The sequence below is a fragment of the Mesorhizobium erdmanii USDA 3471 genome (assembly GCF_000472705.1).
GTDB classification, from domain to species: Bacteria; Pseudomonadota; Alphaproteobacteria; order Rhizobiales; family Rhizobiaceae; genus Mesorhizobium; species Mesorhizobium erdmanii.
On record NZ_AXAE01000031.1, the window covers coordinates 45,322 to 67,687 of the forward strand.

21 protein-coding genes are annotated in these 22,366 nt (G+C 62.4%); 11 read left to right on the plus strand and 10 right to left on the minus strand.

From position 1 onward, the window contains the following. Positions 1–138: 138 nt before the first annotated feature. From A3AU_RS0123670 to A3AU_RS0123680, 3 genes are all read left to right on the plus strand, one after another. Positions 139–1,080 carry a phosphoribosylaminoimidazolesuccinocarboxamide synthase gene (locus A3AU_RS0123670; RefSeq protein WP_027055095.1) on the plus strand — a complete coding sequence of 314 codons (942 nt, stop codon included), beginning with the start codon at positions 139–141 and terminating at the stop codon, positions 1,078–1,080. 147 nt (positions 1,081–1,227) lie between these two features. After that, complete coding sequence (locus tag A3AU_RS0123675; protein ID WP_027055096.1) at positions 1,228–2,445, plus strand: hypothetical protein; 1,218 nt, start codon at positions 1,228–1,230, stop codon at positions 2,443–2,445. A 133-nt stretch (positions 2,446–2,578) separates the two neighbouring features. After that, on the plus strand, positions 2,579–2,974 hold the full coding sequence (locus A3AU_RS0123680; RefSeq protein WP_027044112.1) for an acyl-CoA thioesterase: 396 nt from the start codon (positions 2,579–2,581) through the stop codon (positions 2,972–2,974). 501 nt (positions 2,975–3,475) lie between these two features. Here A3AU_RS0123680 and A3AU_RS0123690 read toward each other — a convergent pair. Further along, on the minus strand, positions 3,476–3,844 hold the full coding sequence (locus tag A3AU_RS0123690; RefSeq protein WP_027055098.1) for a winged helix-turn-helix transcriptional regulator: 369 nt from the start codon (positions 3,842–3,844) through the stop codon (positions 3,476–3,478). Positions 3,845–3,935: 91 nt separating this feature from the next. On the opposite strand from A3AU_RS0123690, the gene A3AU_RS0123695 reads away from it, so the two are divergent. Then, entirely contained in the window at positions 3,936–4,541 is a 606-nt protein-coding gene (locus tag A3AU_RS0123695) for an NADPH-dependent FMN reductase (RefSeq protein WP_027055099.1), read from the plus strand. A gap of 302 nt (positions 4,542–4,843) precedes the next feature. On the opposite strand, the gene A3AU_RS0123705 is transcribed toward A3AU_RS0123695, so the two are convergent. Next, positions 4,844–5,530 (minus strand): hypothetical protein, encoded by a 687-nt coding sequence (locus tag A3AU_RS0123705; protein WP_154674649.1) that lies wholly within the window; start codon positions 5,528–5,530, stop codon positions 4,844–4,846. Positions 5,531–5,755: 225 nt separating this feature from the next. Beyond that, positions 5,756–6,754: an AraC family transcriptional regulator gene (locus tag A3AU_RS0123710; protein WP_245235554.1), complete on the minus strand. Its 999-nt coding sequence runs from the start codon at positions 6,752–6,754 to the stop codon at positions 5,756–5,758. On the opposite strand from A3AU_RS0123710, the gene A3AU_RS0123715 reads away from it, so the two are divergent. Continuing rightward, positions 6,732–7,466, plus strand: a complete 735-nt coding sequence (locus A3AU_RS0123715) for an SDR family oxidoreductase (RefSeq protein ID WP_027055102.1) — start codon at positions 6,732–6,734, stop codon at positions 7,464–7,466. The genes A3AU_RS0123710 and A3AU_RS0123715 overlap by 23 nt on opposite strands. A gap of 144 nt (positions 7,467–7,610) precedes the next feature. Here A3AU_RS0123715 and A3AU_RS0123720 read toward each other — a convergent pair whose 3' ends face one another. Together A3AU_RS0123720 and A3AU_RS0123725 are read right to left on the minus strand one after the other, a co-directional pair. Then, entirely contained in the window at positions 7,611–8,867 is a 1,257-nt protein-coding gene (locus A3AU_RS0123720) for an RNA polymerase sigma factor (protein ID WP_027055103.1), read from the minus strand. After that, the gene (locus A3AU_RS0123725) at positions 8,864–9,268 is read right to left on the minus strand and encodes a YciI family protein (protein ID WP_027055104.1); all 405 of its coding nucleotides are present in this window, start codon (positions 9,266–9,268) and stop codon (positions 8,864–8,866) included. The genes A3AU_RS0123720 and A3AU_RS0123725 overlap by 4 nt, the downstream gene beginning before the upstream one ends. A gap of 197 nt (positions 9,269–9,465) precedes the next feature. On the opposite strand from A3AU_RS0123725, the gene A3AU_RS0123730 reads away from it, so the two are divergent. The 4 genes from A3AU_RS0123730 to A3AU_RS0123745 all read left to right on the plus strand — a co-directional run bounded on the left by A3AU_RS0123730 (position 9,466) and on the right by A3AU_RS0123745 (position 15,832). Further along, positions 9,466–10,380 carry a DMT family transporter gene (locus A3AU_RS0123730; RefSeq protein ID WP_027055105.1) on the plus strand — a complete coding sequence of 305 codons (915 nt, stop codon included), beginning with the start codon at positions 9,466–9,468 and terminating at the stop codon, positions 10,378–10,380. 842 nt (positions 10,381–11,222) lie between these two features. Next, positions 11,223–12,710 (plus strand): endo-1,3-1,4-beta-glycanase EglC, encoded by a 1,488-nt coding sequence (gene eglC / locus A3AU_RS0123735; protein WP_027055106.1) that lies wholly within the window; start codon positions 11,223–11,225, stop codon positions 12,708–12,710. A 35-nt stretch (positions 12,711–12,745) separates the two neighbouring features. Beyond that, complete coding sequence (locus tag A3AU_RS0123740; protein ID WP_027055107.1) at positions 12,746–14,509, plus strand: type I secretion system permease/ATPase; 1,764 nt, start codon at positions 12,746–12,748, stop codon at positions 14,507–14,509. A gap of 3 nt (positions 14,510–14,512) precedes the next feature. Beyond that, on the plus strand, positions 14,513–15,832 hold the full coding sequence (locus tag A3AU_RS0123745; protein WP_027055108.1) for an HlyD family type I secretion periplasmic adaptor subunit: 1,320 nt from the start codon (positions 14,513–14,515) through the stop codon (positions 15,830–15,832). Positions 15,833–15,901: 69 nt separating this feature from the next. Here A3AU_RS0123745 and A3AU_RS0123750 read toward each other — a convergent pair whose 3' ends face one another. From A3AU_RS0123750 to A3AU_RS0123770, 5 genes are all read right to left on the minus strand, one after another. Beyond that, a complete protein-coding gene (locus tag A3AU_RS0123750) occupies positions 15,902–17,212 on the minus strand; it encodes a hemolysin family protein (protein ID WP_027055109.1) in 1,311 nt (436 codons plus the stop codon). Positions 17,213–17,357: 145 nt separating this feature from the next. Then, on the minus strand, positions 17,358–18,065 hold the full coding sequence (locus tag A3AU_RS0123755) for an LssY C-terminal domain-containing protein (RefSeq protein ID WP_027055110.1): 708 nt from the start codon (positions 18,063–18,065) through the stop codon (positions 17,358–17,360). A 180-nt stretch (positions 18,066–18,245) separates the two neighbouring features. Further along, on the minus strand, positions 18,246–19,052 hold the full coding sequence (locus A3AU_RS0123760; protein WP_027055111.1) for an extensin-like domain-containing protein: 807 nt from the start codon (positions 19,050–19,052) through the stop codon (positions 18,246–18,248). A gap of 113 nt (positions 19,053–19,165) precedes the next feature. Beyond that, complete coding sequence (locus tag A3AU_RS0123765) at positions 19,166–20,215, minus strand: extensin-like domain-containing protein (RefSeq protein ID WP_027055112.1); 1,050 nt, start codon at positions 20,213–20,215, stop codon at positions 19,166–19,168. Positions 20,216–20,413: 198 nt separating this feature from the next. Further along, positions 20,414–20,839 carry a DUF3775 domain-containing protein gene (locus A3AU_RS0123770; protein WP_027055113.1) on the minus strand — a complete coding sequence of 142 codons (426 nt, stop codon included), beginning with the start codon at positions 20,837–20,839 and terminating at the stop codon, positions 20,414–20,416. Between the two features lie 143 nt (positions 20,840–20,982). Between A3AU_RS0123770 and A3AU_RS0123775 the strand changes: the two genes are divergently transcribed. Both A3AU_RS0123775 and greA read left to right on the plus strand, forming a co-directional pair. Next, a complete protein-coding gene (locus A3AU_RS0123775; protein WP_027055114.1) occupies positions 20,983–21,522 on the plus strand; it encodes a tetratricopeptide repeat protein in 540 nt (179 codons plus the stop codon). A gap of 275 nt (positions 21,523–21,797) precedes the next feature. Beyond that, on the plus strand, positions 21,798–22,271 hold the full coding sequence (greA, locus tag A3AU_RS0123780) for a transcription elongation factor GreA (RefSeq protein WP_008877613.1): 474 nt from the start codon (positions 21,798–21,800) through the stop codon (positions 22,269–22,271). The last annotated feature ends 95 nt before the right edge of the window (positions 22,272–22,366 follow it).

Consider the following 22,366-nt stretch of genomic DNA (forward strand, 5'->3'; position numbering starts at 1 on the left):
AAAAAAGCGACTGGCATATCTGGCCGGTTTGCGGGGAATCCCGACAATCGCGCTTGATATGCACCGGCCCGGCAGCCTATGCGGTGATCTTGTTTTTCGGAATCATGCTCTGGCCAACTGCGGAAGGCAGGAAATCATATGCGTGTCCTGTCGGATGCTTTCATTGCCGAACTGCCGGGCTACTACAAAGGCAAGGTCCGCGAAAACTACGATTTGGCCGACGGGCGGCGCATCATCATCGCCACCGACCGTCTCAGCGCCTTCGACATCATCCTGACCTCGATCCCGTTCAAGGGCGAGATACTGACGCAGACGGCGCGCTACTGGTTCGAGGAGACCGCCGATATCTGTCCGAACCATGTGCTCGAATATCCCGACCCCAACGTCGTCGTCGGCACGAGGCTCGCGATCCTGCCGGTCGAGATCGTCGTGCGCGGTTATCTGGCGGGGACCACCAGCACCTCCATCCTCACGCGTTACAAGCGTGGCGAGCGCGACATGTACGGAATGCGCCTGCCGGACGGCCTGCGCGACAATGAAAAGCTGGCCGAGGCCGTCATCACGCCGACGAGCAAGGCAGCGGATGGCGCCCATGACGAGCCGCTGTCCAGGGCCGAGATCCTCGAACAGGGATTGCTCACGCAGGGGCAGTGGGACACCGTCTCGGATTACGCCTTGCGCCTGTTTGCCCGCGGCCAGGCCCGCGCCGCCGAACGCGGCCTGATCCTCGCCGACACGAAGTACGAATTCGGCACCGACAAGAACGGGACCATTATCCTGGCCGATGAAATTCACACGCCGGACAGCAGCCGGTACTGGATCGCCGGGAGTTACGAACAGGCCCTGGCAAACGGCACGCGGCCGGAGAGCTTCGACAAGGATTTCATCCGCTCGTGGGTGACGGCCAGATGCGACCCCTACAAGGACCCGATCCCGAAGATTCCGGATGAGATTGTCGAACAGGCCTCCGGGATCTACGCCCGGGCTTATGAGGCGATTACAGCCAAGGCGTTCGTGCCGGATGTTTCCGGAGATACCGTTCTCGATCGCATCCGCTCGAACCTCAAGCGCTATTTTTGACGTTGGCGCAAGTCCTTTTGCGAAGCGTCTCCCCCAGGTAGCGCGTCTCGAAATCGATGCGCATGGGGCATGCCGTTTGACGGAAACTCTTTTCTAACTGGTCGGCCGACATATTCTGGGAATACCTGAAGAAATTTGTAAGTACCGATGCGGTCAAAGGAATTCCTTTTCGGATTTTTCAAAAGCCTTCTTGTTTCCGGAGGCATACTTTTATTTGTTTGGACGTTGGCCGCCGGCATGATGTCCGGCGAGGCGTTTATGATCCTCAGTCCGTTTATCATAGGCCCGGTGATAATTGGATTTTGGGCGATTATCGTCCCAATAATTGTCCTCTTGACGTTCGCCACCATCGATCGCTCCAGCGCGGAAGTATTCGGGGCTCTAGCGGTATACCCGGTTCTTGTAGCTGCCTTCTTTGGCTTTCAGACGGTTCATTCTTCTCTTGAGAAGGAACGCGTGCAAACTGCTATCGAAGCCGCGCGTGCGGCTCTCGATCCGAAATATCTCCAGCGCAAAATCGACAATCCCATCGGCAGAATCGAAACCTTGGCACTAAAGGGCCCAGACTTATGCACAACAGGTATTTGCCCGATCGCGCTTGCCGACGGCATGGCTGGGCGCGTTGCAATTCTTGGACCGCCGCCAGGTACCATCCTAGACAATCGATATGAGGATAACCCACTCAAAACCGAAACTTTATGGGTCGAGAAAACCTATCGTGCGGCGGAAGGGAAGGCTTGCCTTTTGCCGGACAGCAAACACCAGGTTTATTGGGTGCAGAAGGTCGGCCTGTTTGGAGCCTGCATTGAGAAAAGCGACCTGCAGTTCCCCTTGGAAGATGCCATCCTTGTTCTGGATGAGAGTACCGGCAACGTGAATCGCCCCAATGGTCTCAGGGGAGGTGACATCAGCGCCGCTTACCAAATCAAGGGAAAGACCCTTCACGAGATCGCCAGGTGGGAAGCGGGCGCCCTAAGCTGGCATGGTCCAATGGTAGGTGAACGGTTCGATACGATTGACTTCCTGCGTACCCTGACAGGCTCGAGCACAAATGGCGTCAGTGAAGCCGCCAAGTTGACGCTGCAGCAACGTATCGATGCGGCATATGACGGAATTGGCAAGACTCGTATCGATGTGGGCGCCGTTGTTGAATATCTGAAAAGCACACCTGAAAAAGATCACCGTAAGACCGAGCTTGATAATGAAAGAGTGAGCCGTTTGAGGGCATTAGTTATCGAAGGCTGCCCTTTGAAGACCCAGCAAGCGTCGAAGAATCCCTACTATATGGCGCAATGCCGGGGATCATACGATAGATTTGTCGATTGGTACTTTGGTTCTGCGACTGCGGCTGCCCTCAAGTTTTGATATGACTTTTCGGTATGCTTCTCCTCCATCGGAAGCCGAGTTCCAAGGGCCACATCATTCGGTTCTGGATGCGTTGACGCGTCATATCCATATCGCTACGTAGTCGCGGCAATCGACCTCAGGGATTTCTCGCATGGTGCAGTACGCGGAAGGACGGCCGATCGGAGACCTGACGCTGCGCACGCTGGCCATGCCTTCCGACGCCAACGCCGCTGGCGACATCTTCGGCGGCTGGGTGATGGCGCAGATGGACCTTGCATGCGGCATCCGCGCCGCCGAGCGCGCCAGGGGCCGCGTGGTGACGGCGGCGGTCAAGGAGATGTCCTTCGCCAAGCCGATGAAGATCGGCGACACGCTGTGCATCTACACCCATGTCGAGCGCGTCGGCCGCACCTCGATGACGCTCAAGGTCGAGGCCTGGGCGCAGCGCTATCTCTCGGACCTTATGGAAAAGGTCACCCACGCCGATTTCGTCATGGTGGCGCTGGACGGCGAGGGCAAGCCGAAGGCGGTTCCGGCCGAAGGCTGACAAGCCCGTTCCCGCAATCTCCGTTGTGCCGATCAGGGGCATTGTAACATCGCCGATGCAGGCGGTGCGCTCCGCGACATCCTATGGTTGCCTTCGCGCCCGATTCTGCCGGCGCGGAGGGGGAGACAATGCGTCAACACATGCTGAACGGCTGGCTCGTGGCAGCCCTTGTCGCCGTGGTCTGCCTGCTCGGCGTAACCGCCTATGCCGAAGTCAAACAGGACCTTCCGCGCTCCACTTGCCTGCAAGACAAGAAGGGCGTCAGGCAACCAGCCGCGATATGCGCGCCTTGCAGTCCGGCTGCTTGCGAGAGCCTTGCGACGAGAACCTGAATTGGCCGCTTCCGGTGCGCGATTGTCGTCTTCAAAGTAGCGCGGGCGTCGATCGGCCTCGCTTGCCATAAGACAAAGTTGCCAAGCCTCGTTCGGCAGGCACGCGTTTTCCTGTCGTCAGCCGCCTTCACCCATCGCGAAATGCCCGAAACCTTGCCGTGCAAGGGCTTCAGCCATGCATGTCGTCGAATTTTTCGCGCGCCTCGCGCACGCGCTGCGTGTTCCTGCGCGCCCATTCGCCAAGTGCGCCGACCGGGATCAACAGCTCGTGGCCGAGCTCGGTCAGTTCGTAGTCGACGCGCGGCGGGATGGTCGGGAACACGGTGCGGGTGACGAAGCCGTCGCGTTCCAGGCCGCGCAAGGTAGTGGTCAGCATCTTCTGCGAGATGCCGCCGACAGCGGCGCGCAACTCGTTGAAACGCAGCGGCCCGTCGCCAAGCTTGCCGACCACGAGCACGGTCCATTTGTCGCCGACGCGCTGCAGGATTTCCGAAACGGCGCGGCAGTCTTCGGTGTTGTGAGGGTGCCTCAGTAACAAAACGGTGCCTCCTTGCGTCGGCAATTGACAGTATCTCATATAGCGCCGGTATCTAAACGATACCAGCTTTTTACTGGAATGGAGAGCCCCCATGTCAAAGCCGAAAATCGCCATCATCGTCGGTTCGACGCGCGCCGCGCGCTTCGCCGACGTTCCCACCCAATGGATCGCCAAGATCGCCAAGTCCCATTCCGACATCGATGTCGAGATCGTCGATTTGCGTGACTTCCCGTTGCCCTTCTTCGACGAGGTGGCCTCTTCCGCCTGGGTGCCGTCGACCAACGAGGTGGCGCAGCGCTGGCAGAAGAAGGTCGCCGAATTCGACGGCTTCATCTTCACCGCCGCCGAATACAATCACGGCCCGACGGCCGTGCTGAAAAACGCCATCGACTACGCCGCCAACGAGTGGAACAAGAAGCCGGCCGGCTTCGTCGGCTATGGCAGCGTCGGCGGCGCCCGCGCGGTCGAGCAGTTGCGTCTCCATGCCGTCGAATTGCAGATGGCGCCGGTCAAGTCGGCGGTCCATATCGCCTGGGGCGACTTCCTCGCCGTTCGCCAGGGCGAGAAGAAGCTCGAAGACCTCGAGCACCTGAACCAGGCCGCCACGGCGCTGGTCAACGACGTCGCCTGGTGGGCCAAGGCGTTGAAGAAGGCACGCGATGCCGACGTGCTGGCCGAGGAAGTCAAGGCGGCCTGATCGACTTTCGAGATTATCCTCCCAAGGGATATGGGGCGGCGCTTGCGCCGCCCTTTTCAATTACAGCGGTTATGCGGCTCGTCGACAACGTTGCGATGCGTTACGGCCAATTGCCCGGCGCCGTCGCCGACGGCCACACCGCCTCGCTGGAGCAGTCGTGGCGCTCGCCTGTCGCGAAGCGTCCACCATGGCCTGGTGATCATGACAGCGTTCGTCGTCGCGACCGCGCTGGCGCCGTTCCTGCGCGATGTCACAACGAAGCCTCTGTCTCCGGGGCCCACTGAAGAGACCGAGGCGGCTGGCTAGCCAGTCGCCGTCTTCTTGCCGAAAGCGTGCCAACGGGCCTCGACTTCGACGCGAAGCCGGTCGCGGTCGACCGAAAGCACGCTGTGGGGCAGCGCAACATACCGCTTGCCATCCTGGGTGGGGAAAATGTTGCTCAGGCGCGAGGCCGTGGCGTTCTGGGCGAGCGTGAAGGTCGCCATGCCGATGCCGAACCGTCTTAATCCTCTGCTGTTTCGGTTGACGGCCCGCCATAGGGGCAGGATCGTCTTATCCGCGAACGCCTCGGAAACCTGCAGCGCGGTGACATCCCGGTAATGGTCTTTGTCCAAGACATATCCTGGCCTGTCTCCCTGGATGTCGTACCATCGCTTCTTCAACGCCTCGTAGGTAAGGGTGAGTGAGGAAATGTCCTCCACCTCCCGCCACGGGATGTCGGCGAAGACATAGCCGTCGAGATTGAGCCGCAATCCGGCCGGCGATAGCAGCAACAGTGGTTCGGCGGTCAGCAATCCGTTGATTTGCCAGACAATCGTGACGGCGGCCACAACTGCCAAGGGACCACCCAACAGCCAGTTATCCCTGCCGAAGGCGACAACGAGCCCGACAACGAGAACAAGCGCCGAGAAGGCGATGAATTTCAACGCGGTCCTGCCGCTGCCAAAGGCAATGATCTGGTTGACGTCTTGTGCCTGGCCCGAACTCAACGGTTCGCCTCCCGTCGTCGGCACTACTCTTGCAGGCGAGAACTGCCGCCGAGACTGTCATGGACGATACAGGCTGACCATCTGCCGAACAAGGCCGACAGTGAAGCCCGCCCAGCGTCAATGGTGGCGTTCGCGACCCCGCTCCGGCGAGACGGCAATCTTCGACCCAATTCGGACCTTCAGCGCTTCCGCCATTGGGATCGAAAACTGTAGCCACGCAGGTCCTCACGCTCGCGCAGCAGCTTTCGGCGTCGTGCCGAAGGCGCATCTAAAAGCGTGTGTGAAAGCGCTCTGCGACGTGTAACCGAGTCTGCTACCGATACTGGCCACGTCAGCATCACCACGCGCCAGCGCCGCACGAGCGAGGGTGAGACGCCACGCGCGCACATAGCCGAGCGGCGGCTGTCCCACTTGGCGGGTGAACACCGCGGCGAATGCCGCCCGCGACATACCGGCCAGACTGGCGAGCCGCGCCACCGTCCATGGCTGGCCGATATCCTCATGAACGGCTCGAAGCGCACGACCGAGCCGTGGGTCCGTGAGCGCGCCAAGCCATCCAGCCTGGCCATTCTCAGGGCCTTCCGCATAGGCTCGGATCGCTTCCACCAGCAGCACATCGGCGAGGCGGGCGGTCACGATCTGACTTCCCATGGCGCCCCGCTCCACTTCACCACTGAGCAGCGCGAGGATCGTCGTCACCGCACCAGATGCCGCCGAGGATCTGGGAACCAACAGGAAGCCTGGCAACATATCGAGTAGGAATTCTCCATTTCCCTGCGAGAAGGTGACGGTCCCCCCGAGTGCGATCGTATCGTCACCACCAAGCCGCGCCACGTCAGAGCCGTCGTAAAAGGTCTGACCATCGGAGAGGGGTAACTTCGGATCGCTGGCGACCGCATAGGGCGTGCGTCCGATCAGGCAAACATCACCCGCGCTCATGGGCTGCGGATCTCGCCCCGGTGCCATCAGCCAGCCGGTCCCCCGCAACAACGCAACGAACTTAAGTCGGTCAAGAGCCGGGAATTCGAGCGCCCACTGGCCTGCGGCTTCCAGCCGCGTGAGGCGGCTGACCTTGGCGCCAAGCACCGACAGAACGTCCGACAGCGGGTCGGTTTTAGACGATTGCGATAAAACCATGGACGTTGTGATATAGGAAATCTTGCATTGATGCCATATCTCCCTCGCCGAAGGAGAATTGCAAATGGGCATCACTGGCAAGGTCATCGCCATCACCGGCGCGAGCAGCGGGATTGGGCGCGCGACTGCAAAGCTTCTTGCTGAACGCGGCGCTTTAGTCGTGCTGGGTGCTCGTCGCGAGGATGCGCTGGCCGCAGTCGTCGACGAGATAACGGCCGCAGGTGGGAAGGCGGTGCACAAGATTACCGACGTTCGAGATCGAAACCATCTTGAAGCGCTTGTCGATCTGGCGATCGAACGAGGCGGCAAGCTCGACGTCATGGTGAACAATGCCGGGATTGGGCCCATTTCGCGCTTCGACGCCCTGCGCGTGGAGGACTGGGACGCTATGATCGACGTCAATCTGCGCGGCACACTCCATGGCATCGCCGCGGCGTTGCCGGTGTTTCAACGTCAGCAGTCGGGTCACATCGTCAATGTTGTCTCGACAGCCGGCATCAAGATCCTCCCGACCATGGGTGTCTATGCCGCCACAAAGAACGCCGTGCGGACTATCACCGAAGCCCTGAGGCAAGAGTCAGGTCCCCACCTGAGAGTTACAGAAGTATCGCCGGGCATGATCTCCACCAACTTTGGAGACTCGGTGACTGATCCGGACGTCAGAGAGGCGCTTGAACAGCGCCTGGGAAAGGTCGCCATCTCACCGGATTCGATCGCTCGCGGCGTCGCATACGCGATCGAACAGCCAGCCGATGTGGATGTAGGTAGCATCGTCATACGACCCACCGCTCAGGATTGAAGGTTTGACTTGCGCAGGTTGACGGACGTCTGCGGACCGCCCTCAGCACGCTTTCGGAACATCTGGTTTCGGGCAACGAGGGGCGCTCTTCCAAGAACTGCTTTATCGTACGTCGGGCGGCTACCGGGCGTCGGGTTCAATCCCCTAGCCACCCGCACGGGCGAGCAGCAGCGCGCGTTCCCTTTCATTGCCGGTCAGTTCCGCGGCCTGGCGGAACGCGGCGCGGGCTTGCGCCTTGTGTCCCAGTTTCTCAAGAAGATCGCCGCGCACCGTGAGCAGGAGATGCGAATCCTTCAGGCGCGGCTCGTCCTTCAGCGCCTCGACGATGGCGAGGCCCTGCGCCGGTCCGAACGCCATGCCGACGGCCACCGCCCGGTTGATTTCGACGATGGGCGAGGGGGCCGCCAAGGCAAGGGCCTGATAATAGGCCGATATCGCGATCCAATCGGTGTCGGCGGCGGTTGCCGCCCGGGCATGGCAGGCGGCGATCATCGCCTGCAGCAGATAGGGCCCCGGTGTCGGCGTGAGGGCCAACGCCCGGTTGAGGCCGTCGAGGCCACGCCGGATGAGCGACCAGTTCCATCGGCCGCGGTCCTGGTCGAGCAGCAGGATCGGTTCGCCAGCTTTGCCGATGCGGGCGGGGAAGCGCGAGGCGCTGAATTCCATCAGCGCCACCAGCCCGTGCACTTCGGGCTCGTCAGGCATCAGCGCCGCCAGCGAACGGCCGAGGCGCAGCGCTTCGCCGCAGAGATCGGCGCGCAGCCAGTCCGGCCCCGTGGTTGCCACATAGCCCTCGTTGAAAACGAGATAGACCACCTCCAGCACGGCGGCGAGGCGTTCACGCCGCACCTCGCCGCGCGGCGTCTCGAACGGGATGGCGGCATCGCGAAGGGTTCGCTTGGCGCGCACGATGCGCTGGGCGATGGTGGCGTCGGACACTAGGAAGGCGCGGGCGATCTGAGGCGTCGACAGCCCGCCGAGCAGCCGCAGGGCGAGTGCGGCGCGCTGTTCGGCCGGCAACAGAGGATGGCATGCGGTGAAGATCAGCCGCAAAAGATCATCGTTGATGTCCTCGTCGAGCGCGGCCTCGATGTCGGGCATCTCGCGTTCCAGCTCGGCAAGGTCGACGGCCAACTCGCGATGCTTGCCGTCGATCATGGTGGTGCGGCGCAGCCGGTCGAGCGCCCGATTCCTGGCGACCTCGGTCAGCCACGCGGCCGGGTTGCGCGGGATGCCGTCCCGGGGCCAGCGTTCCAGCGCCAGCAGGAAGGCGTCTTGCGCGATCTCCTCGGCCAGCCCGATATCCCTGAGATAACGGGCGAGCCTGGCGGTGAGCTTCGGCTGCTCGATCCGCCAAACCGCCACGATGGTGACCGCTTCGATGGTCGCGTTGGCCGTCAACCCTTCAACCCGTCAAAGCCTTCCGCCACCTTCTGGACATCCTCGGGGAAATCGCTCATCTCGAAGACGCCGCGCACTTCGATCACGTCGTTCTCCCCAGCCGGGCAACGGCGGGCCCATTCGATGGCCTCCTCACGCGAGCGCACGTCGATCACCCAATAGCCGCCCAGCACTTCCTTGACCTCGGCGAAAGGCCCGTCGGTGACGACGGGCTTGCCTCCCTTGTAGCTGACCCGCGCGCCGGATGACGGCGGATGCAGCCCGTCGAGCGCCAGCAGGACGCCGGCCTTCTTCAACTCCTCATTGTATTTCATCATCCCCTCGACCGCCTCGGCGCCGGGCCTGACATCGGGCGCCGCCTCCGCGTAGCCGCCGGGGATCATCAGCATCATGAACCGCATGGTCTTTCTCCTTGGTTGGGTTGGTTCGATGATACGACGAACGGGCAATGGCGAAATCGACACGAATGGCAAAAAAGTTCAAATTCCCGGTCGCCAAAGACCTGGGTGTTGGACCGCCATATCGGCGAGGCTGCCATCTGGCCCCGCCGGTGTGCCCTGATATGTCAGCGTGTATCCGTCACCTCGAGTAAGTCAGCGTGAAATCATCCAGCCTGGCCGGCGCAATCTCCCCCACGATCCCGGTGCTCGTCTGTGTGTTCGCAATATTCCTGCTGTCCGGCATGGATGCGGCGATGAAGGTGCTGGTCATCGCGGTCGGCGTCTACAATACGGTGCTGTGGCGCAGCATGCTGGCGACCGTGGTCGCGGGCACTGGCTGGCTGGCGGGGCCGCGATCGCTGCCTGTTCCCTCGGTGCTGAAGTTACATGCGCTGCGTGCGGTGGTCGTCAGCACTGTCCTGTTGTGCTTCTTCTGGGGGCTTGCGAGGCTGCCGCTGGCGGAGGCGATCGGGCTCAGTTTCGTGGCGCCGCTGTTTGCGCTCTTACTGGCCGCGCTGCTTTTGGGCGAAAGGATACAACGTCAGGCGATCTGGGCCTCGCTGGCCGGCATTGCGGGCGTCGCAATCATCGTGGCCGGCCAGTTCGGGCAGAAAACCTATGGCGGGGATGCCCTGCTCGGCACCGCGGCGGTGCTCGCGTCGACGGTCTTCTATGCCTACAATCTGATTCTCGCCCGGCAACAGGCGCTGGTAGCCAAGCCAGTCGAGATCATGCTGTTCCAGAACCTTGGCGTCGCTGTCACCCTCAGTCTTGCCGCACCTTGGCTCGCCGTTGCGCTGCCCAGCAAGCTCTGGCTTCCGCTCGCCGGGGTGACGGCGCTGTCGCTCGCCGGACAATTCCTGATGAGCTGGGCCTATGCGCGTGCCGAAGCGCAATATCTGATCCCGACCGAATACTCCGCCTTCATCTGGGCGATGGCGCTTGGGTGGTTCTTCTTCGACGAGGCGGTGACCTGGACCACGCTGGCCGGCGCCGGCCTTATCGTCGCCAGTTGCCTGATCGCGGCGCGCTCAAATCCGAAACTCGCCGAACCGATCGAAGCCGCGGTTTAAAGGGGCGGATCCCGGGAGGCTTCCGGCGCCGTTGCCCTTGCCACCCGCACGGGGAGCAGCCCGGCACGTCGCGGCAATCGAGCAATACATTAGACATATCTAATATTTAGTTGGGTGCAGCGGCATCGCTTCAACAAAATGAACATGGCTGTGCGCGCGTTTTAAGTTGACAAGAGTGTATCCGTTGTGATGACAGTCTTCTTGAAGTTGAAATCTTTAAAATATCTTGGTTTGACTTCTGGATCAGGTTCGCAAGGCGCCGCGCTTGGCGTTAGTGGTTGCGATGCTGAGGCTATGATACAATGGGGGGTAGTTGCGTGAACCTGATCTTCGCAGTCATCATGATCACTCTTCATCCGGTCCCTTATTGGGTCTGCGGTCCGTCGGGCGCCGGCCATCTGCCGGTCTGCCACGGCATGACGTTATAACTCTTACCGCACGAGTTATCGCCGCTGCGGCCGCAGCCCGGAACGAGGCCCCGGCGGCGTGAAGTGCCTTGATTGTCAGCCCGCCGCCTCGCGCTGGGCGCCGGTCCCGATGCTGCCGGCCAGTCTGTCGATCCCGCCACCGTCGAGGTCGACAACATGGAAGCGCTATCCCCGGCGCGTCGACGCATTCAATTTTATTAAATATTTCGCTGCTCGAATTACTGTCTATAGACCATTCGTCTGGTTGTTGTGATTCCAGCCCGGAAAACGTCACTGAATGGTCGATGTAATGGTGCGCTATGTGGCAAGCTCCTGGAACGATGTCGTGCGTAGCGACATTAGTCCGGATGCGGTGGCCTGGAACCCGTATCGAACAGTCCAAGCAGACCAGGCATCACGAGGAGGATTTATCCGGTGAGCTTCTTCGTCAACGCAGTGGGCGTTCCTCTTCCCTATAGCGGCGCTTCCAACCATTGGTTCTCGGCGGCAGGGTCCGGGCCGGACTTGTACGGCAGCTCTGGAAACGACTCCTTCTACGGATCATCCAACGTCACCATGCACGGTGGCACTGGCGATGACATCTATTACCTCTATGCGGCGAGCAACAAGGTGGCGGAGGACGCTGGGGCAGGCATCGACACGATCAGCACCTGGATGAGCTACAAGCTCCCCGACAATGTCGAGAACCTCATCGTCACGAACGCCAAAAACTATGCTTTCGGAAACGGGTTGGACAACATCATCACCGCCCAGGCCGGGCACCAGACGCTGGACGGCGGCGCGGGAAACGATGTGCTGATCGACGGCGGCGGCGGTTACGATACTTTCGTCGTCTCGAAAGGCAATGGAAGCGACCTGATAGCGAATTTTGCCGCCACCGACACCGTCCGCCTGAATGGCTATGGGTTCACTTCGTTCGACGCCATCCACTCAAGCATGATCCAGGCGGGATCGAACGTGGTGTTGAACCTCGGGTCCGGCGAGATCCTAGAGTTCAAGGACACGACCATCGACAAGCTGCAGCCCAGCCAGTTCGAATTGCCGATCGACAAGTCCGCAATGACCTTGTCCTTCAGCGACGATTTCAACACGCTGAATCTTCACAATAGTCAGGGCGGCACGTGGGATACCAACTTCTGGTGGGGAGCGCCGAACGGCAGCACCTTGACCAGCAACAACGAGCTGCAATGGTATATCGACGCCAATTACGCACCGACGAGTTCGGTCCACCCGTTCAGCGTGAACAATGGCGTGCTCACCATTACCGCGGCGCCGGCGCCGGCGGACATCAAGCCGCTGATCAACAATTACGAATACACCTCAGGCATCCTGACGACCCACGACACCTTCTCGCAGACCTATGGCTATTTCGAAATGCGGGCCGACCTGCCAGAGCACGCCGGCGCCTGGCCGGCCTTCTGGCTGCTCCCGGAAGACGGTTCGTGGCCGCCGGAGCTCGATGTCGTGGAGACGATCGGCCAAGCCCCGAACTCGTTGATCATGACGGCGCATTCGAATGAGACCGGAACGCACACCAAAGTCACCTCGACCGTGAGTGTCTCGGACCCTGCCGGCTTCCACACCTATGGCCTGCTGTGGACGCCGGACAAGCTTGTCTGGACCTATGACGGCGTGCAGGTCGCGGAAGCGGCGACGCCGTCCGACATGAACAAGCCCATGTACATGCTGGTCGATCTCGCGGTCGGCGGCTTGGCCGGCACCCCCCCGGATCATTTGGCCACACCGGCCGAGATGAAGATCGACTACGTCCGCGCCTATACGCTGGACAGTGCTCCGGCTAATGCCCTGAACATCACCAGCAGCACTACATCCGGCACTGGCACGCACAGTATCGCCAGCAGCACGCTGCATGGCGGTTCCGAATTCGGGGGCCACGCGTAAGGTCCCGGGATCATGCAGCGTCGGGGAATGCGGAAATGACTGGACCATCCGGCCTGCGTCCGGTCTTCATGCGCGCCATCGCCGATGTCGGCGTCTTCTCGCTGTTGATCAACATCCTGCTGTTGGTGATCCCGCTCTACCTGCTGCAGGTCTATGACCGCGTGCTGCCGTCCTCCAGCGTCGAGACGCTTGTCTATCTTTCGGCCATTGCGGTTCTCGCGCTCGCCTTCCTCGGATTGCTGGACGCGATCCGCGCCGTTTACACGCAGCGCGTCGCGGCGACGCTCGACCGGAAGCTTGGTGCCGGCACATTCGCCGTTTCGCTTGGCGCAAAATATGCCGGCGGCCTGTCGCCGCTGCGCGACCTCGCCTCGGTCTGCGCTTTCATCAGGTCGCGCGGCGTGGCGGTGTTGTTTGATCTGCCTTTCGCCCCTGTCTTTCTCGCGCTGCTGTACCTGATCCATCCCGTGCTGTTCTGGGTGACGGTCGCTGGCGCGGCGCTTCTGCTTGTGCTGGTCGTGGCCAACCAGCTTGCCATCGGCAGGAACGATGCCGTGTCCATGGAGCGTTCGGCTTTGGCCAGCCAGGCTGAACAGGCCTTTGCCCGCAATGCGGAGACGCTGCGCGCCATGGGCATGGTAGAGAACGCCGCGCGGGTCTGGGGAGGGCACGTAGCGGCAGCGCTCACCTTCCATGACCGTTCCTCGAGTGCCAATGCGATCTTCAGCGGTGCCTCGCGGGCGCTGCGCATGATGCTGCAACTGGCGATCCTCGGCGCCGGCGCATGGCTGGTGCTCGAGGGGCAGATGACGGCAGGCATGATCTTCGCCTCGTCGCTGGTGTCGTCGCGCGCGCTGCAGCCGCTCGACCAGTTGATCGGCGCCTGGCGGCAGATCGCCGACGCCCGGCGAGCCTGGAAACGGCTGGAGACGGCGCTTGCGGCGCGTCCGACCGAAGGGCGGAAACTGATCCTGCCCGATCCGGCAGGTGCGATTGCCGTGCAGGACGTTTTCTTCATGGCGCCGAATGCCCAGCCCGGCACCGAACCCATCCTCAAGCGGCTGAATTTTCAAATTGGCGCCGGCGAAGCGTTGGCCATCACCGGCCTGAGCGGCGCCGGCAAATCGACGCTGGCGCGGTTGCTCGCGGGCGCTGCCCGGCCGACCGGCGGCGCGATCAGGATCGACGGCGCCGACCTCAGGACCTGGGACGAAAGCCAGCTCGGAAAGCATATCGGCTACCTCGCGCAGGAGGTGGAGCTCTTTCCAGGGTCGATCGCGCAAAACGTCGCCCGCTTCGACCCCGACGCAGATGACGCCTCGATCGTCGAGGCCGCGAGGCGGGCCGGGGCGCATGACCTGATCCTGGCGCAGCGGGACGGCTACCAGACATTGATCGGTCCGTCGGACAGAAATTTGTCAGGCGGCGAACGGCAGAGGATCGCGCTGGCGCGCGCCTTCTACGGCAATCCCAGAATTCTCGTCCTGGACGAGCCGAGCACCCATCTCGACGTCAGCGGCGAAGCGGCGCTTGTGGCGGTGCTTTCGGCCGCGCGCGCGGCGGGCGTTACTTTGATCGTGATCACGCATCGCCCTTCCATCGCCGCGGCCTGCGGTCGCGTGATGCTGTTGCGCGGGGGCGCGATCGAAGCGCTCGGTCCGAGCGGCGACGTGCCGCGGCAGTCGATCGTCGACAAGCGTGCCGGCAAGGGCGTTCCCGCGCAGCAGACCACCGCCGTGACGGGGTCGTTTGGAACGACGATTCGCGGCACCCCGCACAACGTTCGCTTTGGGCCATAGACGATGGCAGCGCAGAACCTCGCCTGGCAAGGTAACCCGCGCACCGACATAAGGCGTGTGGCATCCACCGGATACGCCGCGATAGCGCTATTGGTGGGTTGTTTTGGCTATTGGGCCGTCAGCGCGCCCTTGTCAGGAGCGGTGATCACGCAGGGGACTATCTCGGCGACCGGCGGAAACATCCTGATCCAGCAACCCGAGGGCGGCATCGTCGAGGAATTGCTGGTCCATGAAGGCGATCGCGTGCAACAGGCCCAGGATCTGATCCTGCTGGATCCAACTGCCGCGCGGGCCGAGCTCAACCGGTTGACTAGACAGTCGATCGCGCTCAGGGCGAGCGCGGCGCGGCTGGAGGCGGAACGCGACGGGTCGGACCGGCTCGCGCCAATCACCAAAGCGGCGCCAGCACCGTTCCAGCATGATTTTGAGACGCTGCTTCGAGAACAGCAGAAGGAATTCGACGCCAGGCTCGCCCGGTTTCGATCGGAGCAATCGATCCTCGTCCAGAGGGTCGCCATGCATCGCCAGTCGGTCGTGGGATTGCAGGCCCAGGAACAGGCCATTCAGCAACAGGCCGAAGTGGTGAAGAAGGAGCTCGCCATCAAGACCAGCCTACTGGACAAGGGCCTCACCAATCGTACCGAATACTCCCAGCTTTTGCGTAGCGAAGCGGACCTGGTCGGGCAGGCTGGGGCGCTGGAGGCCAATCTTGCAGCGGCCAACACCCAGATCGTCGAAGCCCAGGAGCAGACCGAGCACCTTACCACGCAGCGCGTGGAGGAGGCACTGACCAAGTTGGACGAGGTTCGCGCCAACCTGGCCGACATCGAGGAACAGACCAGGGCGGCCGAGGCGGTGCTGCGGCGAACGACGATCAAGGCGCCGGCGGCGGGCATCGTTGTCTCGTCGACCTATAATTCCAAAGGCAGCGTCATTGCCCCCGGCGAAAAGATCATGGAGATCCTGCCCACGGCATCGGGCCTGATCGTCGATGCAAGGCTGCGGCCAAAAGACATCGACCAGGTCCGTATCGGCCAGCCGGCGAAACTGCGATTGGCCGCCTTGAACATGCGGCTGACCCCAGAGGTTTCAGCGACCGTGACACAGATTTCCGCGGACCGGCTCATCGACCAGGCTACGCATGAGCCTTATTTCCGCGCCAGGCTGAAGATTGCCGCCGCGTTGCCGTCCGGCGTGAAGCCCGAGCAACTTTATCCGGGAACGCCTGTCGAGGCATTCATCAACACCGGCGACCGGACATTCTTCGAATATCTGGCACGACCGATGCTCGATTCCTTCGCTCGCGCCTTCACGGAGCGGTAGACATTGGAGGTCGCGCAGTCGACCGGCCGCCATCAATGTCCGCCCGGCCCGAAAGCCGATGTCGGACGATCAGCGCACCGCTTCGCGATGGGTGCCGGGCAGGCGGGTGGCGATCAACTTGTCGATGCGGCGCCCGTCGAGATCGACGACCTCGAAGCGCCAGCCTTGCGCGTCGACGCATTCGCCGGTCGCAGGCAGATGGTGCATGTGCGAGAGCACGTAGCCGGCGACGGTCTCGTAATCGCGATTTTCGGGCAGGTCGATGCCCAGGATATCGGCCATCTCGTCGGCCTGCATATAGCCGGCGAGCAGCCATGAGCCGTCTTCGCGCTTGACGGCGTTTTCCTCGTCGCCGGCATCGAGGTCGGCGCGGAATACACCGGTGATGGCTTCGAGAATGTCGGCCGGGGTGACGATGCCTTCGAAGTGGCCGTATTCGTCGTGCACCAGTGCCATCGGCACGTCGCTTTCCTTGAGCTTCTGCAGCACGTCGAGCGCATCGGCCTGGTCGTAGACGATGGGGGCGGCGCGGACATGCTTGCGCGGGTCGAGCGTGCGGCCGGCAAGGATGGCGGCCAGCACGTCGCGCGTCTGGACGACGCCGACCATGACATCGACGCCGCCGTCGCCCGCCGGCAGCCGCGAATGCTGGGTTTCCATCAGGAGCTTGCGGATCGCCGTGTCGTCGGACTGCAGATTGATCCAGTCGACCTCGGTGCGCGGCGTCATCACGGCGCGCACGGCGCGGTCGCCGAGCCGCATGACGCCTGCGATCATACGCCGCTCGTCGGATTCGATGGTGCCGTGATGCTCGGCCTCGGCGACCAGCATCTTGATCTCCTCGTCGGTGACCTTCTCCTCGCTTTCGCCGCGCTGGCCGAGCAGCCACAATATGGCGCGCCCTGAAATGTCGAGCAGGAACACCAGCGGCGCCGAGATGGTTGCCAGGATGGTCATGGCCGGCGCGGCCCGGGCGGCAACGCGCTCGGGATCGCGCAACGCGATCTGCTTGGGCACGAGTTCGCCGACGATCAGCGAGAAATAGGTGATGACGGCAACGACAATGCCGACGCCGAGCGGGTCGGCGACGCTTTCGCGCATACCGGTCGAGGCCAGGAACACGGACAGCCGGTCGCCGAGCGTGGCGCCGGAGAAGGCGCCGGACAGGACGCCGACCAGCGTGATGCCGATCTGCACCGAGGACAGGAACTTGCCGGGATTCGAGCCAAGCTCCAGCGCCCGGCCGGCGCCGGTGACGCCGCGGTCGATCATTGCCTTGAGCCGTGCCGGGCGCGATGAGACGATGGCGAGTTCGGACATTGACAGAAGGCCGTTCACGCAGATGAGGACGACCACGATAGCGATTTCAACGTATAGCATGAGGGCTCAATAGCATTGCGGTGGGCCGCTCGAAAATAGTCCGCCTTGATTTTTAGAAAATGACAGTCCTGGCTTGTGAACTGACGCAGCCTCACGGCACGCCGCAGCCAACCAGTTGCAACCAGGTCTTTGTCGCAAGCCGATCTTACTGCGGCTGCTTCAGCACGCCGATGACCGCCTTGCCGTCGGTGAAATAGGGGTCGCCACCGCCATTGCGGCCTGTCCTGGTGGCGCCGATGCCACCCATGTCGCCGGTCGATGCCAGCAAACCGGCCGCGTTCAGGTCGCCGATCAGGAAGTCGCGTTCGGCGTCGATATCGGGACCGATGTGATGGGTGATCGCGCCGGTGTCGTGGCTCAGGCCGACGCCGCGATCGAAGCTGGCGGCACCCAACCAGAGCGGGCGGCCGTCGTCGCCGACCGTATCCGTCTGCCAGAAACGGACGTGGTGGCGCCGGTCGGCACTGTCGCCGACAGGCTTTTCGAAAGCGAGATCCTGGGCGCGGCCGTCGAACAGCAGGCGGCTCATCGGCGCGTCGGGATAGGGGCGGGAAAACAGGACACTTTCGCCGATATCGATTGCGGTCCTCAATGTGACGGCGTCGGCGGTATCCCAGCCCGCGATGGCGAAGGCATGGACCACCTCCCTCTCCGTGCCGACAAGTCCGACATTGATCGGGTCGCCCGGAATGCCTTGCGGCGTGTGCGTCACCATTTCGAAGCGCCGGTCGCGAAAGCCACGCTCGCGGAACGTCCAGAATTCCGGCGCAGCGAGATAGGCAAGCGCCAGATAGGCGGCGCATATTGCCAGGAACCAGATTGCCGCACGTCGGCGAAGGCTTCGCTCACCCACGAGAAATCACTCTCAAATGGGCGGAGGCAAGTGAGCCATTGTATTGTCGATATGGGCTTTTCGTGGCCACGGTGCGGTCGTCATCCAGGGTCTGCGCGACGTCGCTTCGCGACTGCTTCGCCTTAGGATGACGAAAGTGAGGTTGCCGTCAATCTCCAAGCTCTGCTCTTCGCTCGCGTTCTAGCGGCAGGCGCGGTAGCCGTTCTTGCGGTTCTTGATGTCGAAGTGGAAATGATTGCGGTGGTCGTAATTATAGCCGGGCCCGAGCACGGTGGTGAAATACTGGCAACCGTCGGCGCGCACATTGTTGAGGAAGCCGCGCGTGCGGAAGGCGAACAGGCCGGGTTTGCGCACGTCGATGTCGTCGCCATTGTTGAGTTCGATGCTCATGACGTCGAGCGCGTTGCCCTTGCCGTGCTCGGACAAAACACCTTCACCGGCGATGTTGCGGCAGGAATAGCTCGAGCCCTGGTGGATCGTCCTGACGCCGGAGAAATAGCGCCAGCGGGCCGAGGGAACGAGTTCGTTCTTCGTCCAGGCCGCGAAGGTGGCGGCCATGTCGCAGGTCAGCGTCGCGGCGGGCTTCATCTGGATGCTGCCGATCGACGTGACCTTGACCGGATAGTCGATGCCGCACTGGCCTTCATGGATCGGCGCCAGGTCTGTGTAGGCGACATCGAGGCGCTTCAGTTGCTGGCGGCAATCGGTTTCGCTGGCCGGTATCTGCTCGACCGGCGACATCGGCTCATCCATGCGCGGATAGGCGGCCTGCGTCATGTAGGGATTGGAAGGGACAAGCCTCTGCATGCCCGTATATTGCGGCACGGCCGACGTCTGCGCGCCGACATCGACGGCCGGCTGCAAGGACAGCACGCTGCCGGTGTTGCAGGCCGAGACGGCGGCCAGCGCCAGGCCGGCGGCAACAAGCAGCGCGGACTTCGATCGGCGCGCGGTGGCGAAAAACACGGCGTGAAATTTGCCGGCCATTTGCAGAATCCTACTTCTGGATATCCGGCATTTTAACGATCAAGGGTAAAGGAAAACTCAGCGCCCGCGTTCACGCCTGCGGCGGAAATGCGGCATGCACTTTTAGAGTTTGCTCACTGGCAAAACGTGCCGCCATGTTTGCGCGGCTCGAGATCGAGATGGAAATGCAGCGCATGATCGGGATCGGCGCCTGGTCCAAGAACGGTCTTGAACGGCCCGCAGGCGGCCTTGCGCACGGCGTCGAGGAATTTCGCGTCCTTCTCCGGCGGCGTCGGGCCAATCTCGATCTTGTTGCCGTCGGAGAGTGTGAAGCTGCCGATGTCGAGGGCGTTGCCGAAGGCATGCTCGGATAGTTTTCTGGTGCCGTGGCGCGGGCGGCAGACAAAGGCCGAGGCCTGGCTGATCGATTTCAGATCGACGCCGAACTCCGCCTTGGCGGCCGGCTGGACGACATCCGCCGTAAAGCGCGCGGCCGCCTCGGCCATCGAGCAATTCAGCTCGGTGGCAGGACCTATGGCGACCGACTTGCCGAGCGTCTTGATGACGATCGGATAGGGGATCGAGCACCCGATCTCAGGATTGCTTTCCGCCTCGTGCTCCTCGAATTCGACGCCGAGCGTCTTCAGCCGCTCGCGGCAGGCTACTTCCTCGGCGGGTATCTGGTCCGCAGGCTGGTCGGCGGAGCGCGGATCGGGAAGCATCTTCTCCGCGCCGGCATCAGCCGGTTTCGGCGGCGGCTGCGGGGCTGTGGCAGGTGGCTGGACCTCCGGCTCGGAGGTGTCGGGCCTTTGTGTGGGAACCGGCACCTCGGCCGGAGGCTCGGGTTCGCTTTCGGTGTCGGTTGACGGTTCTCGGGCAGGAGGTTCGGGGGCTGGCGGCTCGGGACGTGCCTGCTTCTCCTGACGGGACTTTTCCTCAAGCTGGTTGGCTGCGTCCGGCGCCTTTGGGGCAACGGTCTTTTGCTCTACCGTTGCGGTGCCGGCCTTTTGCGCTTCTTCGGGACGCGGCTCGGGCACCGGAACCTCGGCGGGTGAGGCCCGCTGGTCCGGCGTTTCCTGTTGTGTCTGCCTTGGCGTGACGTGCTGCTTGCCTCGCGCTCTCATGCGCTGCTTGCTTCTCGGCCTCAACGGCTGGTCAAGGCGCTGCGTCAACGGCTGCTCCATCCGAGGCGACAGCGGCTGGTGATGCCTGTGACGATGCCTGGCGTCGGCCGGCGTTGCCAGCAAGGCAGCGGCCGCCAGAGGCAGCGCCAAGGTGCAAAGTCGGGAAAAGCTCAGCGTTGCCATCGCTCCGAAACGGCGCCGGCATGCCGAAGTTGCCTGGACGGGCGCTTCGGGCGATCACAATGGGTTACCGCCGCGTTACGCGCCGATCGCTTCGAGGCCTTCCTCCAGCCAATCGGCGAGCAGCGGCATGCCGAGCAGGTATTTCGCCGTGCGCTTGTTGGCGCGTTCGCGCGCCGCCGTCACAGCATCGGACCATTCCGAGGCGTCGTAGTCGCCGCGGCCGACCCAGGCCAGCGCAATCAGCTCGGCCGCCTCGTCGACATTGAGGTCGTTGATCAGCTCGCGCAGCTCTTCCTCGGTCAGGTTTTCCGAGCTTTCCTCGACAAGGCCGTCATGGTGATGATTGTCGTGCGTGTCGCCGTCGAACTCGATCTCGTGTTCGGCGCCGTCGGCATAGTCCTCGTTGACGGCGGCACTCAGCGCCTTGGCCTTGAGGATGAACAGGCGCACGGTGTCGGGCCCGATCGTCAGATCCCAGTCCTTTTCAAGCCGCCGCTGCACGGGCCGTCTCCGTCCGTCGTTTGCCGGATGATAGCGGATTTCGGGCATCCGTCACCTGATGTTCTCCCGTCTTGCTTTTTTCCGGGATGAAACCCGCGTCGTCCCGCGTTAGTCTTGCATTCTCACCCCTCAAGGAGGCTTCGATGCATAAAAGAATGCTGATCCAGGCCGCGACTGCACTTGTCGCGTTGCAGTTCTTCGCTGTCCCGGTGTTCGCGGCGGGCAGTAGCAGTGGTGGCAGCGACCAGACCGTAACCCAGTGCAAGAAGGGAGAGGTCTGGGACAAGAAGAAGAAAAAGTGTGTCGCCCCTCAGGAAGGCATGCTGGACGACGACAGCATCTATGATGCAGGCCATGCGCTGGCGATGGCAGGGCGCTATGACGAGGCGATCTCGGTGCTCACCCTTGCCGCCAACAAGCAGGATCCGCGCATTCTCAACTACCTCGGCTATTCGCACCGCCATTCCGGCCGCGTCACCGTCGGTCTCGGCTACTACGAGGAAGCGCTGCGCATCGATCCGAATTACACTTTGGTGCGCGAATATCTCGGCGAGGCGCACCTGCAGATCGGCGATCTCGCCGGCGCCCAGCAGCAGCTGATGGAAATCGAGAAGCGAACCGGCAAGGGCTCGCGCGAATACGGCATGCTGTCCGAGCAGATCGACCATTTCATGCGGAGCTGATCAGGCTCTCGGGAATGCTCAAGGCGGCCGCGAGCGATCGCGGCCGTTTTTTATTGTCCCCCCTGTCCCGCGAGCTGGAGTTCGCCTGGTGAAAGCGGGGATGATTTTTGCAAAACCGATTTTTGGGCGTGAAAAACCCGGAAAGATTGCTATATCTTGGGAAATTGCGGTGAAACGGTTCCGTTAGCCCGAGGCTGCCGGACCGTTTTCTTTTTGTACCCATCGACAAGGCTTTCCCCGAAACGCGGGGGTGGCGGCAGGAAAGGTCAGGCATCATGAACAAGGTCCCGATGACAGGCGAGGGGTTCGCGTCATTGAAGGAAGAACTGCGTTGGCGCCAGCAGGAAGAGCGGCCGCGCATCATCGAGGCGATCTCCGAGGCGCGCTCGCATGGCGACCTGTCCGAAAATGCCGAGTATCATGCCGCCAAGGAGGCGCAGAGCCTCAATGAGGGCCGCGTCAACGAACTCGAGGATCTGATCGCGCGGGCCGAGGTCATCGACGTCACCAAGCTCAGCGGCGACAAGGTCAAGTTCGGCGCTACCGTCGTGCTGGTCGACGAGGACACCGAGGAAAAGAAGACCTACCAGATCGTCGGCGACCAGGAAGCCGACGTGAAGTCCGGCCGCATCTCGATCTCCTCGCCGATCGCCCGCGCACTCATCGGCAAGGAAGTCGGCGACGCCATCGAGGTCAATGCGCCTGGTGGTGCCAGGGGGTACGAGATCGTCCAGGTGCAGTTCATCTAGGACCTTTGATAATTCTACTCTGGCGGCCGACTAGCGCGGTTTTCTGCGCTTCCGGTGCTCACGTACTTTAAGTACGCTCCGCTCCGGTTCTCGAA